The sequence below is a fragment of the Prevotella sp. P3-122 genome, from assembly GCF_002251365.1.
GTDB lineage: Bacteria > Bacteroidota > Bacteroidia > Bacteroidales > Bacteroidaceae > Prevotella.
Genome location: NZ_NPJH01000041.1, coordinates 1 through 14,194, shown reverse-complemented (window position 1 = coordinate 14,194; position 14,194 = coordinate 1). Strand labels below are relative to the sequence as shown.

The 14,194-nt window shown below is 47.9% G+C and carries 10 protein-coding genes; 3 read left to right on the top strand and 7 right to left on the bottom strand.

Going from position 1 to position 14,194, the window contains the following annotated elements:
* Positions 1 to 74: 74 nt before the first annotated feature.
* The 4 genes from CIL02_RS07650 to CIL02_RS07635 form a co-directional block, all read right to left on the bottom strand.
* Entirely contained in the window at positions 75 to 824 is a 750-nt protein-coding gene (locus CIL02_RS07650) for a DUF2490 domain-containing protein (protein WP_094400553.1), read from the bottom strand.
* 135 nt (positions 825 to 959) lie between these two features.
* Positions 960 to 1,625, bottom strand: a complete 666-nt coding sequence (locus CIL02_RS07645; protein WP_094400551.1) for a DUF4956 domain-containing protein — start codon at positions 1,623 to 1,625, stop codon at positions 960 to 962.
* Between the two features lie 35 nt (positions 1,626 to 1,660).
* The gene (locus CIL02_RS07640; RefSeq protein WP_094400549.1) at positions 1,661 to 2,461 is read right to left on the bottom strand and encodes a polyphosphate polymerase domain-containing protein; all 801 of its coding nucleotides are present in this window, start codon (positions 2,459 to 2,461) and stop codon (positions 1,661 to 1,663) included.
* Between the two features lie 254 nt (positions 2,462 to 2,715).
* Positions 2,716 to 3,729: an aspartate-semialdehyde dehydrogenase gene (locus CIL02_RS07635; protein ID WP_094400546.1), complete on the bottom strand. Its 1,014-nt coding sequence runs from the start codon at positions 3,727 to 3,729 to the stop codon at positions 2,716 to 2,718.
* 203 nt (positions 3,730 to 3,932) lie between these two features.
* Here CIL02_RS07635 and CIL02_RS07630 point away from each other — a divergent pair, with 203 nt between their 5' ends.
* From CIL02_RS07630 to CIL02_RS07620, 3 genes are all read left to right on the top strand, one after another.
* Complete coding sequence (locus tag CIL02_RS07630; RefSeq protein WP_371589182.1) at positions 3,933 to 6,059, top strand: cation:proton antiporter; 2,127 nt, start codon at positions 3,933 to 3,935, stop codon at positions 6,057 to 6,059.
* Between the two features lie 4 nt (positions 6,060 to 6,063).
* Positions 6,064 to 6,747 carry an ABC transporter ATP-binding protein gene (locus CIL02_RS07625; RefSeq protein ID WP_094400544.1) on the top strand — a complete coding sequence of 228 codons (684 nt, stop codon included), beginning with the start codon at positions 6,064 to 6,066 and terminating at the stop codon, positions 6,745 to 6,747.
* Positions 6,748 to 6,809: 62 nt separating this feature from the next.
* Positions 6,810 to 7,682 (top strand): S1 RNA-binding domain-containing protein, encoded by an 873-nt coding sequence (locus CIL02_RS07620; RefSeq protein WP_094400542.1) that lies wholly within the window; start codon positions 6,810 to 6,812, stop codon positions 7,680 to 7,682.
* Positions 7,683 to 8,411: 729 nt separating this feature from the next.
* On the opposite strand, the gene CIL02_RS07615 is transcribed toward CIL02_RS07620, so the two are convergent.
* The 3 genes from CIL02_RS07615 to CIL02_RS07605 form a co-directional block, all read right to left on the bottom strand.
* On the bottom strand, positions 8,412 to 9,542 hold the full coding sequence (locus CIL02_RS07615; protein ID WP_094400540.1) for an OmpA family protein: 1,131 nt from the start codon (positions 9,540 to 9,542) through the stop codon (positions 8,412 to 8,414).
* A gap of 245 nt (positions 9,543 to 9,787) precedes the next feature.
* Positions 9,788 to 10,384 carry a lipocalin family protein gene (locus CIL02_RS07610; RefSeq protein ID WP_094400538.1) on the bottom strand — a complete coding sequence of 199 codons (597 nt, stop codon included), beginning with the start codon at positions 10,382 to 10,384 and terminating at the stop codon, positions 9,788 to 9,790.
* Between the two features lie 143 nt (positions 10,385 to 10,527).
* Entirely contained in the window at positions 10,528 to 13,848 is a 3,321-nt protein-coding gene (locus CIL02_RS07605) for a hypothetical protein (RefSeq protein ID WP_141210166.1), read from the bottom strand.
* Positions 13,849 to 14,194 lie beyond the last annotated feature (346 nt).

Here is a 14,194-nt window from a genome sequence, read left to right as displayed (position 1 = left end):
TATCTACTCTATCATATCTATCTACTCTATCCTGTCTATCCCTCCTCCCGAACAGCAGGAGGAGGGACAATCTATCAGAACTTAAACTTATACTCTACGCCAACAACATGTCTGTTAGGCTCGTTATCGTCATCGTCGTCATGTACAGACTGATAGAGATAGTACAGCCCCACTTCATGTTTCTTAGTAATCTTCCAGTCTACGCCTGCCGTATAGCGTGTCTTCTGCACTGACCAGCCATTGAACATCTCCACGCTGGCATACGGCTCGAAATGACTATTGGGAATATCGTAGCTCAGCTGCAACCTGCTGCGCAGTACATTCTTGCCACGTCCCTTGTATGTTTTTGGCTTGCCATCGTACTCGTCATCATCAAAGTCCCATCGCTCATCGATGGTCTTCTCCGGGCGATAGGTGTACTGCCATCTCTCACGCAATGACACCTGCCAGTCACCAAACTTATAACTTCCTGTAAGCGACACATTGAAGCGGTGGCGCACCCCCCAATACTCGGCAAGTTTGTTGGGCATGCCATTTGTCTCCTTGTAGGTGATTTTCTCATTGTTGTCATCAAGGAACGAATAGCCCGCGCTAACCTTCAGCCATTTTGTAAGCTTATATTGTGCATCTACGCCCACGCTCCAACGGTCGAGGGTAGACACATCATCGCGGGTACGCAACTCTGCTTCCATACCCACACTGAGTTTCTTCGAAATCTTCTTCTCCGCACCAATGGATGTCCACACGCCAAAGTCATCACTTTGGGCAAGCAATGACAGCGGCATCATCATCAATGCCAGCAGATAAAACGCTTTTCTTTTCATATAGTCCTATTTAATAATTCATGTTTCAAAACAATAAAAGTCTGGCTTAAACATTCGTCCTTTACCTCCTTTTATCTTCCTTTTTACTACTTGTAAAATCTAAGTATAATAATATTCAACACTGGGTAATGAATGTTATACCTCCGTAAGGTCGGTACGGGCGAGCTTCAGCTTGTCGGCAACGCTGTTGATAGCCTTGGGGTCTACATAGTACACTCGGAGCATTGCCATGTCACGCAGTAGGTCTACGGCTCCTACATCTATCCTCTTGACCGTCAGTCCGAGCCTCTGCTCAATATCGGCAATAAGCTCCTCGCGCCGCTCTGGCTTTATCAACTCTATACGGTCGTACTGCACCAGTTTGCTCGGCTCCATCTTCAGCCGGTGCTCGCACATCCATACGGCAAACACCACTATGGCATTGGTAAGCAACAGCTCTACAATATTCACGGAGGCAGCTATGGCATTGACCACAGACAGAGCAATGATGACAAAGAGATAAGTCATCTCGCGAACGGGCATGGCGTCCGTGCGGTAGCGCATGATGCTGAAGATACCAAAAAGTCCGATACCGATACCGATGCTCGTCTTGGCCTTCAGGTCCTCAAGCACGAAGAGCATGAAGAACACTAAGAAGAAGATGGCGATGGAGATGAGCATGAAGGTGAAGTAGAAGTCGCGGCGGCGGCTCTTCTTGTAGTACAGTCTGTCAACGATGACGAGATTAACAACTACACAGATTGTCAGTCTGACAAGCATTGCCACGAACGATTCTGACAGTGATAAAGAAAAAATGTCCATTTCTGTATGTTATTAGTTTTTGAATACATTGATAATTACTTTCCCGATGTAAGCCCGGCTCTCAGCCGTTCTACGGCATGAAGGCGTGGCTTGAAGCGGTTCTGCTTAAGCCCGGGATTGGTGAGGGCAGAGCCCATGCAGTACTTACTGAAGCCCATGGGCTTTATACGTAGCTCACGCAGCAGTCCAAGTATCGGTGAGGGTACCAACCCATCGCGTTTCAGCTCAATGATGGCAATCTCAGGCAAGGCAACGTCGAGACCTGTGGCTATGTTGTGGAAACACAGCGAGGTATCAATGGTCAGGCGTTCGGTCTTCATATTGTTCACCAGCGTAATACGGTTGAAGCGGTTTTCTATCTTCTCACCCATAATGTCTGGACTGTACCGCAGATACTGGCGCAGAAACCCGTCATACTCCGCGAACGTCTCGTCATGGCGGTCGAAGATTATGTCCCTCGTTGGGTTCATGGGGTCAAAGTCAAACATCGTAGTTCGTTTTTTCTTTGTACGGCCATGGTTGTTCTTCGTCTTCACCTCAAGGAAGTTCAGCCCGCTGTCCACATAGCTTCTTATCCTGAGTTTCTGTCTGTCGGTATGTCCTGCATGATGGCAGCCGAACATGTTGTAGTCTGGCGTGTCGAAGTAGAGTGTATAGTAGCGTCCTATGCGTCTGCTGTCAATTTCCTGCACACGATACTGCCACACGGCGAGCTTCAGCAACTTCCGCAACTGATCTGTCGTGGTGACGAACTTTGTATCAGTACGGTTCATTAGCCTGATACCGCTCATCTCCTCAAGTGTAATGGGTTGATAATTGTCTAAGATGTCCAGCATTGTATAGGTTAGTTTGTGCAAAGATAGTGCTTTAATTTATATAATCCAAATTAAATATGCCAAAAAACACAATTTCCGCAAATAACTCTCTCGCATTTTGTCCGTCACACAACAGTCTTCATATACCCGAGACCACGCAAAACAAAAAGGTGGAGAACAACGTTCCCCACCTTATCTATAATAAATATCGAGTCTTCAAACTCTCGAACCCTTCGAACCTCTCGAACCTTCGAACCCTTCGAACCCTTCGAACCTTACTTCACATTGCCAACCTCAATAAGATACTCGGCAATCTGCACGGCATTCAGCGCGGCTCCCTTGCGTATCTGGTCACCAGTAAGCCACAGGGTGATACCATTGTCGTTGGCAAGGTCCTTGCGTACACGGCCAACGTATACATCATCCTTGCCTGCGCTCTCAAGAGGCATAGGATAGACATACTGCTGAGGGTCATCCTCAAGGGTCACACCGGGAGCGGCAGAGAGAGCCTCGCGAACCTGACTGACAGTGAGTGGCTGTTCAGTCTCTACCCATACCGACTCGGAATGAGAGCGGAGCGAAGAGACACGCACGCAAGTAGCGCTTGTGCGCACATCACTGTGCATAATCTTGCGGGTCTCGTTGTACATCTTCATCTCTTCCTTGGTATAGTCGTTCTCTGTCATCACGTCTATCTGAGGAATAACGTTGTATGCCAGCTGATGTGGGAACTTGGCAACAGTCTTCACCTCGCCCGTCTCCACCAGTTCCTTATACTGCTGCTGCAGCTCTGCCATGGCGGCAGCACCTGCTCCACTGGCACTCTGGTAGCTGGATATGTGAATGCGCTTGATGTGGGAGAGCTTCTCAATAGGCTGCAACACCACAACCATCATGATGGTCGTGCAGTTGGGGTTGGCGATGATGCCACGTGGACGCACAAGGGCATCCTCAGCATTAACTTCAGGCACGACGAGTGGCACGTCGGCATCCATTCTGAAAGCGCTGGAATTATCTATCATCACAGCACCATACTTGGTGATGGTCTCTGCAAACTCCTTGCTTGTGCCACCACCAGCCGAAGTGAAGGCGATATCCACATCCTTAAAGTCATCGTTATGCTGAAGGAGCTTCACCTCATACTCCTTTCCCTTGAAGGTGTACTTGCGGCCGGCACTACGCTCCGAGCCAAACAGCACCAGGTCGTCCATCGGGAAATTTCTCTCTGCAAGTATGCGCAGGAACTCCTGTCCTACAGCACCGCTTGCACCAACAATAGCTACTTTCATAATTCGTCTATATAATTAATTTGTATACTCTCAGGGCGCAAAATTACAACTTTTATAGCAAATAACGCTTAAAAATGGAAGATTTATAGCTGAATATCAATATTTTTTTGCACCTTTGCACAACCAAATGGACTTTCGTGGCATTATGGCACATAAAGTAATGGCACCGACGACCACATATTTTATATATATAGAACATAACAATGCTGGCAGATATCACCAACTACTTTCCCATAACAAACCCGACACTGATATTCTTTGTCGTGATGATAATCATCCTGTTTGCCCCTATCATCATGGGAAAGCTAAGGATTCCACACATCATCGGCATGGTGCTTGCGGGCGTCATGGTGGGACAGTACGGCTTCAACATCCTTCAGCGTGATGACTCCTTCGAGCTGTTCGGCAACGTAGGTCTCTACTACATCATGTTCCTTGCTGCGCTTGAGATGGACATGGAGGGAGTGAGGAAGAATGTCAGGCGTATGCTCATCTTCGGTGCCCTGACATGCGCCATACCATTCGGGCTTACTTACGTCATGGGTATGGGGATGCTTGGCTACTCGGGTACGGCTGCACTGCTGCTGGGATGTATCATGGCCTCGAATACGCTCATCGCCTACCCTATCGTCGGGCGATACGGTCTGCAACGCAAGCCGAGTGTGACGCTCAGCGTGGGTTCGTCAATGATTTCGCTGTTTGCATCGCTCATCATTCTCGCAGCCATTGAGAATGCTCACGGAAAAGACTCTGGCGGGCTGTTCTGGCTATTGTTCGCCGCGAAGTTCATTGTCTACTGTGCTGGTCTGACATGGCTTGTGCCGAGGCTTACCCGCTGGTTCCTGCGCCGGTACTCCGATGCCGTCATGCAGTTCATCTTCGTCATGGCAATGCTCTTCATGAGTGCGGCCTTGGCCGAGGCGGCAGGTGTCAACGGCATCTGCGGTGCCTTCCTTGCCGGACTCATCCTGAACAGATATATCCCCCCCGTATCACCTCTGATGAACAGGATTGAGTTCATCGGCAATGCCCTCTTCATACCCTATTTCCTCATTGGTGTGGGAATGCTTATCAACGTGCGGTTGCTCTTTGGCGGAGGCGGTATCATCTGGGTAGTGACGTGCATTGTCATCTTCGGAACACTCGGCAAAGCCATAGCGGCCTACCTTGCCTGCTTCGCGTTCCGCATGCCCTTGTCGTCAGGACACATGATGTTCGGACTCACCTCCGCTCATGCGGCAGGAGCTATCGCCATGGTACTTGTAGGCATGAGGATAGAGACTGCGCCAGGGCAGTATCTTGTAGACGACAGCATGCTCAACGGTGTTGTCATGATGATACTCTTCACATGCGTCATATCAACGCTCGTAACAGAATATTCAGCACAGAAAATCACGCTTCGAGACAAGGAGTTCCCGCAAGAGGCACAGCAGGAAAGCGACGATGAGAAGATACTCATACCGGTGAAATATCCGGAATATGCCAACAGGCTCATAAACCTGGCCATACTGATGAGAAACCAGAAGCTCAACAGAAGCCTCGTGGCACTGAACGTGGTATATGACGATGCAAAGATGAGACAAAACCAAGCCCTCGGCAAGCAAATCCTACAGCAGGTAGAGCAATACGCCGCCGGCTCCGACGTGAAGATGCAGACGCAGGTACGCATAGCTGCAAACATCGCCAACGGCATCAAGCACGCATTCAAGGAGTTTCAGGCTTCGGAAATTCTCATCGGCATGCACATGCACGCGGAGGTGTCAAACAAGTTCTGGGGAGAGTTCCACCAGAGCCTGTTCAACGGACTCAACAACCAGATTATCATGGCAAGGCTTCACCAGCCTCTGACAACGATACGCAGAATACAGGTCGCCGTTCCGTCAAGGGCACAATACGAGCCTGGCTTCTACCGATGGCTTGAGCGCCTGGCACGCATGGCCTCCAACCTTGAGTGCCGCATAGTGTTCCATAGCCGCACTGACACCCTCGACCTCATAAGGGAGTTCGTACAGAACAGGCACCACGAGCTGAGGGCTGAGTATGAGCATATGGAACATTGGAACGAGATGCCGAGGCTCGCCACAACCATATCACAGGACCACATGTTCGTTGTGGTGACAGCCCGGAAGGGCACAGTGTCATACAAGAACGCACTCGACCGCTTGCCTGACGAGATTACCCGGTTCTTCAGTGGCAAGAACCTCATGATTATATTCCCCGACCAGTTCGGAGAGCAGATGGAGGCTATGACATTCGCCCAGCCGCAGCACACAGAGGAACGCTCGGCGTACGACGAACTAAGGGAATGGATAGAAAAGAAATTAAGATAAGAAAATGATAGACATCAAAGAAATAACCAAGAGCTTCGGCTCTCTGCAGGTCCTAAAAGGCATCGACCTGCACATAGGCAAAGGAGAGATAGTCAGCATTGTCGGTCCAAGTGGAGCAGGCAAGACGACCCTGTTGCAGATTATCGGAACACTCGACAAACCCAACTCGGGCAGTATCGTTGTCGACGGCATCGACGTATGCAGGCTTTCCACTTCAAAGCTCAGTGATTTCCGTAACAGACACATAGGTTTCGTATTCCAGTTCCACCAGCTTCTGCCAGAGTTCACGGCGCTCGAGAACATCATGATTCCGGCATTCATTGCAGGGAAGAGCACGAAAGAGGCCAAGACAAGAGCCATGGAACTGCTGGCCTTCATGGGACTGGAGGACAGGGCACAGCATAAGCCCAACGAGCTGTCGGGAGGAGAGAAACAGCGCGTTGCCGTAGCACGCGCACTGGTAAACAATCCATCCGTCATCCTTGCCGACGAGCCTTCGGGCAGTCTCGACTCAAAGAACAAGGCTGAGCTGCACCAGCTGTTCTTCGACCTTAGGGACAAATACGGACAGACATTCGTCATAGTGACTCACGACGAGGGATTGGCGAGCATCACCGACCGAACCATACACATGAAGGATGGACTAATAACCGAGGGCGAGGCACCACAAGAGCAGGAGACTGTTTAGTCCCCATCACTAACAAACGTCATTTTCTCCACATCATTTACATTTACCACATTATTATATATATGGCAAACCTGAAATTAGGCGACTACAACATCCTGAAAGTTGTCAAAGAAGCCAAAAGACCAAACCCACACTCGTTCAACAACGAGGAGACATTCGGCATATTCCTCGACGGAGGACACGAAGGCGACATTCTGATGCCGAAGAAGTATGTACCGGAAGGTACAAAGGTCGGCGACATGATTGAATGTTTCCTGTACCTCGACCAGGACGAACGGCTCATAGCAACGACAGAGAAACCTATAGCGAAGGCAAACGAGTTCGCATTCCTCGAATGCTCATGGGTAAACGAGTATGGAGCTTTCCTCGACTGGGGACTGATGAAAGACGTGTTCTGCCCTTTCCGCGAGCAGAAGAGGAAAATGGAGATTGGCAACAGCTACATCGTACACATCCACCTCGACGAGGAAAGCTACCGCATAGTGGCATCAGCAAAGATTGAGAACTATTTCTCCCAGGAAAAACCTGCATATAGACACGGCGAGGAAGTGGAGATAATGATTTGGCAGAAGACCGACCTGGGCTTCAAGGTCATCATCGACAATAAGTATCCCGGACTAATCTATCAGGGCCAAATCTTCAAGCACGTCACCACGGGCGACCGCATGACTGGCTATATCGACAATATCAGACCCGACGGAAAAATAGATGTCACCCTCCAGCCAACAGGCCGTAAGCTGACAGCCGACTTTGCAGAGACTCTTCTCGAATATCTGCACGACAACAACGGCGTGTGCCCACTGGGAGACAAGAGCGACGCCGAGGACATCAAGCGCACATTTCAGGTGAGCAAGAAAACATTCAAGAAAGCCGTTGGCGACCTTTACAAGCGAAGACTCATAACCATTTCCCCCGAGGGACTGAAACTCGTATAAGGTGGGGCTATTCATTCGCAAAACCTAATACTACAATAAATTACATTTTACGTAGGGAATTAATAGAACCCACCATAAGGGCAAATAATTAGGGTGTCCAGTTTGATGTACCCAAAATGGAACTGTTCCTGATTTATTCTGACTACTCGCTCACCAAAAACACATTGACCAGCACGCGCTGTAAGCGCAGAAGAACATAGCCCAGGGTAGAGCGCAGCGGCACCCTGGGTTATTTCATGTAGTTGATGGTCGCCCTGCTAAGGGCAAAAGCGTAGATAATGGCAGGATATATAACGCTTTTGCGCTTACAGCGCGCAGGGACAACAACCCACTACACCCAGGGTGTCGCTACGCTTTACCCTGGGCTATGAGCAGGTTGCCCTTTCAGGGCGTTAAAACACATGGGGAAGGAGACCTAAATTAAAGCTCCTTTCCAGGTTCACTGGCAAGCCCCTTTTCCAGCAAACGTTTGCGGGAGCGGATGCAAAGCTTTGCGTTGGTGGATGCAATGCTTTGCCCACGTCCAATGAACCACTATACAGTGACATGCAGAGCCTGGGCTGCATTGTTCGGCAAGCCTGTATGCCCCTCGATGAGGCATTCTGTCATAAGTCGTTTAAATAGGATGACTTTTCATAAACAGGAGAGTTTGAACTAAATAGTACGAGGGAGTCCATATCAGCTATGGGCTCCCTCGTGATGTCTAACAACGTGTAGTGCGGTAATTAGTTATTCGGCTATACAGATAGAAACTCTATTCAAGTCATTCTCTGCAAACGGCTGCTCACGCGAGCCCTTTGAGTCAGAGGTTATGCGGTCTGCCGCAATGGCATACTGTGTAGTCAGAGTGTTCACTACAGACTCTGCACGTTCTTTTGCCAGACGGTCGTTCACCCTATTGTTACCCGTTCCAGCATCAGCATAACCTGTGATAGAAATCTTAGCTTTCGGGTTTGCGTTGAGGTAAGCAACGATGTCTCTTACCTTGACAGTCTCGCTGTCGGCAATCTTTGAAGAGTTAATCTTAAAGAATATGTCGCGGCGCAGAGGTTCAACCTTCACCTCCTCAACTACAGGAGCAGGCTCCACTACTGGAGTTGTGGGAACAGGCTCTACAGCTACAGGCTCTTCCTTTACAGGCTCCTTCTTGGTATATGTCTTGCCAAGGTTGATGCGCAGACCAGCCAGTGCGTTGAAGTACCAGTCAGCATTGCCGGCCTTCTTCGAGTTGTAGTGGTCGCTCAGCACATTGGCATTTCCCTCAACGATGATGCTGACGGCATTGCTTACACGGAAGGACAGCTCCACGCCACCACGTCCGTACACGTTGGTCTTAGTACCGTCCCAAAGATATTCAAGATTGTAGGCATCCAGACGGTTTAGCTGTGCGGCAATGGCATTCACCTCGTCATTGTCAAAGGCAATGTTCACACCGCCACCAAGGAAAGCCGTAACGTTGAAAATGCGGTTAGGATTGTAGCCACAGAACGCATTGGAGAGGTTGAACATGAAATCAAGCCCGGGAGCCACATACTTGAACTTGTAGTCAGCGGTATAGGCAGGACTGCCCTGAGCGTCACGATAGTTGCTCCAGCCGCCCTTGCTCTGCCAGGCGTTGGCCTGAAGGCGGGTGGCGAACCAAGGAGTTACCTGCCAGCCCAAGGCGACCTGAACGTTAGGACTGAGCAAGTCACCGAACGATGCCTCGCCAAGGGTGTACTGCGCTCCACCAGCAACATTAACAAACAGGTGTTTCTTAAACTCGTACTCTGCACCATCCTTGTCTGTGTAAGTCTGGGCCGATGCTGTCGCACTGAAAGCAACCAATGCGGCAGCGATAATTGACTTAAGTGCTCTCATAACAAATGTGTATTTTTTTATGTTAATAAATGAGTTTCGAATTCTATTTTTGCTGATATTCTCATTCTTTGAAAGATATGCTCGCGCACATCCTTCAAAGAAGGGAGGTGCCAACCATCGCCTCATCGTACGCGAGCCATATCATGCTAAAAAATTGACTATGATGTGATATAAACTATCGCATCTGGATACAAATTAAAGTTCGTTCACACGTCACCTTCATCGCTTTGTTTAGGCTTATCGTGCTACTTCCCAAAAGAGTGTTTCTGTCCACGGAACTCAACGACGAACTGGTTGGACGAAAGAGCAACTATTGTTGCAGCTTCCTCTTGCTCTCCGTAGTTTGAGCCGTCACTTAATATATATGTGAGTTTGAGCTGTCCCTTTTCTATGCGCCAAGAATGGAACGTTATATCATCTATCTTACCAATACTGCAGGCCGAGCCATCCTCGTCTAAACGGATACCATTGCCACTCTTGTCATTCAAGAGCCAGATGCCTGTAAGCTCGGTTATATTTATTAATGTCGATATAGTCTTCTTGTTAAGGTCTGCCATGACGGCATATTTATTCTTTTGTGTTAGCGAGCCATGAATTTCCTTATCCTGCATGAGTTGTGATACTGAAAGCGTATACTGGCTCTTTGTCTCACTATCAGTAACAACGATGCTGTCACCTTTAGTTGATTCGAGAACCACCATGAGCGTGGGGTCCTTCGGTTTCGGCGCAGCTTTGCGGGCTGCATCAGCCTCTGTGCGTTTTATTTGTGTTGTGCTTCCATTGTTGCAAGAAGCAAAGGCAAGCAATGTGATGGAAAGGATAAACAACTTGAATAATTTCATGAATGCATTTCTCCTTTTGATAAACGGGGACGATGCCCCAACAATGTGAATTTTGAATGAAAAGGGGAGGAATGGAGCATCTCCATCCTCCCCAAGATAATTATGCGTGTATTTCTGATGGATAAAATCAGAGTCTGGGCATCTTACTTGTTCTCCTTAACCTTCACGCTGAAGTCGTAGGTAAGTACGTTGCCGTAGTAGTCCTCAACAGAGAATGTGAATGTTATAGGCTCTGTAGTGATTGAGCCAACACCGCCAGGAACAGTTTCAGCAGTCTCGATCTTGATGCCATTATCTGTAACCTCGATGGTCTTGAACAAGCTGGCGAACTGTGTATCCTTGAGTTTAACAGATGTGCTCTTGATGCGGTTGTCGCGGTTGTCACCGAAGTAGATGATGTCATCAGCAACAGAGGTTGATGGGTCATCAGCATTGATCTCGTCATCACCGATAAGGATAGCTGAGCTTGGGTATTCAACCTCGTAGGTTTCGTTCTTCCACTTGAAGTTAGCCCATGCGATTGCACTCTTGAAGACAACGGTGAACTCGTAAGGAGCATACCAGAGAGACTTAACACCGAAGCACTCAACAGCAACCTGAAGCTTATACTGATGCTCTGACTTGTATGCGACAGCCTTGGCAGGTACTTCCATTGTGTAGTCTGTAGCAGCAGTTAACCAGTTCAGTCTCCAAGCGTTAACTGGCTTATAATCCTTGTATATGCTGTTAGTCTGCTCGTAATCCTTCTTGTCTGTGTAGTCGAAGCTAATCACGCAGCCATCAGCGTTATACCAATCCTTATTGAATGCGGCGATGATGTTGTATGTAGCGTCGTATCCACCAGTAACCTGCTTGTGGTTGTTAGCCCATGCAGTAAGCGTCTTGCCTGCGAGGCCCTCAGCTGTGAGGTTCTTATCGTATGGCAAGAAGTAAGCTGGGTTAGGACTGATGAGAGAAGCGTGATGGTTAGGATACTTCATTTTAAACTTGATAGGCAGCTTGCTTACGAGGTTGCCATTCAGGTCATAAGAATACATCTCAAACGTATACTCTTTCTCAACCTTGATGCTTGCAGGATCATAAGTGAATATCATGTTCTTAATCTTCTGTACGTTTGCAACTGTAAGATTTGAAACAGAACCAGAGTTGGTCTCGTTCATGTTAATTGTTGCAATCGGAGTCTCATCAATCCACTTAGGATTATTTGTCTTCTCTGCTGAGCGGAACTCAACGGTCTTAATCTTGCAGTAGTCTGTACCAACGGCCTTAATCTCAATCTTGTTGGTGTTCTCATACCACAGCTTGTTGGATGCAGCTACAGCGATGCAGTTAGCCTCAACCTGGAAGTCTGTCTTGCTGTCAGCCTTAAGGCCATTAAGCATAGTGTTTACGCCACTCTGATATGGAGTATGCTCGATGGTTACAACACCCTCCTCGAAGAGAGTCTTTGCGAACATAACCTTGATGTCGGTTGAGTAGATAGTACCATCATAGTTCTGGATGAAGTAACGGAATGTCACGGTAGAACCGATGAAGTTGTATGCACCCTCTGCATCTGGTATGGTAACAGTTATCTGGTCGAATCCAGGAGTATCCTCCTCAAAGATTGTGTTAAGGATGCCTACGTTAGCAGCATCGATAGCCTTCTTGAGATTCTTGTAGGTGTCACCTGTCTGAGCCTGATTGCGTGCGTTGCTGATAGCAACAACCTCAACATACTTCCTGTAAACCTTTGCACTTTCCTTTGTCTTACCAAACTCAGTGTTCTGTGGGAGAAGGTTGAACTTACCAGTCATAGGATTACCGAATTCGGTTGTGAAGCGTGCATCACATACAGTTGGATGTGTGGCATCAGCACCTACAGGCTTAATCTCTGGAGCTGTCTGTACACGTGCGTCAACAACATTGAGGTTGAGTGCATACTGAGAGTAAACGCTCTTTACAGTAACCTTACCCTCCTTGTCAGCCTGGTTGTAGCGTGTGAAGAGAGCGTAAGAGTTTGCGAAGCCTGCATGCTTTGAATCACGGAGAACATCAGAGTTGGTAATCAAGCTCTGATAGAGACCGTTTGCAGGAGCCTCGTCAGCTGCACGGGTGATAGGAGACTTGCGTGTAGAAGCCTCAGGAGCAGAGATTGCGATGTTGGCAGGAGCTGCCATCAGGCTGTTCTCAAGGTTGATGTTGGCCTTGTCTGTGAAGTTTACGTTTGTAGGATTGATGGTGTAGTAAACTGGACCAGCAAGACGCTCTACGTTCCACTTGCCAACAATAAGGTTTTTCTTTGCACCGGCAGCATTCTTGTATGGGAACCATACGAGAGTCTTCGAACCAGAAAGCTCTGTGAAGGTCAGACCTGTAAGACCAGTCTTGTTTACATCAGAAACAACCTGAGCCTGTACAATCTCCAGCTGCTCATCCTGAAGGATAAGACCTGTGATGAGGTTGTTGAGGTTCTCTGCAAGGATATCAAGATACTTGTTGATCTTGCTAACTTCACCCTGAAGAGCAGTAATGGCCTCAGCATTTGCTTGGATAGCAGGCTTTACATTATCACGAATGTCATTCTGGATGTTCGCAATAGCTGTTGCATTAGTCTGAATGTTACCAGCGTTGGTGTTGATATCCGCTGTATGCTGGGCAATTGTGTTTTCAGCAGCAGTCAACTTGTCACTCAGCTCAGGAATCTTATTCTCAAGGATGTCGCTAATGCTTGCCTGATTAGCCTCGATAAGACGCTGAAGCTCTGTATCCTTTTCAGAAAGAGCTTCGTGAGCAGTGTTATTTGATTCCTTAAGAGAATTGAGCGCAGACTCAAGGGCGGTAAGCTTTGCGATATTGTCCTGAACCTGCTTGTTAGTTGTAGCGAGCTCATCCTTAACACCTGCTAAAGCAGTATTTGTTGCTTTAAGGTCCTCGGTAAGCTTGTTTATTTGCTGCAATGCTTTCTCAAGTTGATCATTTGTCTCACCGAGACCTTTAGAAAGTTTCTCTAGATTAGCCTTGTTCTCCTTAGCAAGTTTGTCTGCCTCTCCTGCAACTCCAGCAGCTGCGTCAGCAGCAGCCTTAGCCTGCTCGGCAAGCGTATAAGCAGCGTCAGCCTTTGACTGAGCGGCCTGAAGCTCACCATTTTTAAGGTTCTCGATAGCTTGCTCAATCAGAGCAGCTGATGCATCAACAGCAGCCTTCTTTGCCTCAGCAGCCTGAATCTCAGCGTAGCCGTTAGCATCGTTTGTAGCATTCTTGATGGCCTGAGCCAACTCCGCAGCTGCATTATCGCAAGCTGTCTTGTTGGTAGCAAGAAGTCCTTCAAGTTTCTGGATCTCAGCACTCAAGTTTACACCTGAAGCGTCAATCTGAGCCTGCAAGTCCTTGATGTCGTCATCATAGTCCTTACAAGACGTGAATGTGGTCGAAGCCACTGCAAGTGCTCCGAACATTAACGCACTAAAAATTTTTCTTTTCATACGATTAATTTTTGTTAGACATATTTATTTAATACAAATATTTGTTCCAATCTCTGCCCAAGAAATCTAAATCAGAAAAGAAAAAGGTTCATCCGACATTTCGAGTGATTACCATTTATAGCAGTGTGCTCTATGTTGGTTACCTTCATTGCTGATAAGGTTATAAATCTTGTCTGTGGCGTATTCATATTTGCGGTTCATGCTATATCTCGAGTGACAATATATTGTTGCGTGGTCTATGCATATATATATCATTGCCGATAAGGTTAATAACCTTAAGGCCGTAAGGTTAATAACCTTTCAGCCGTAAGGTTATTAACCTTATCAGGGATGCAAACGTATTCAT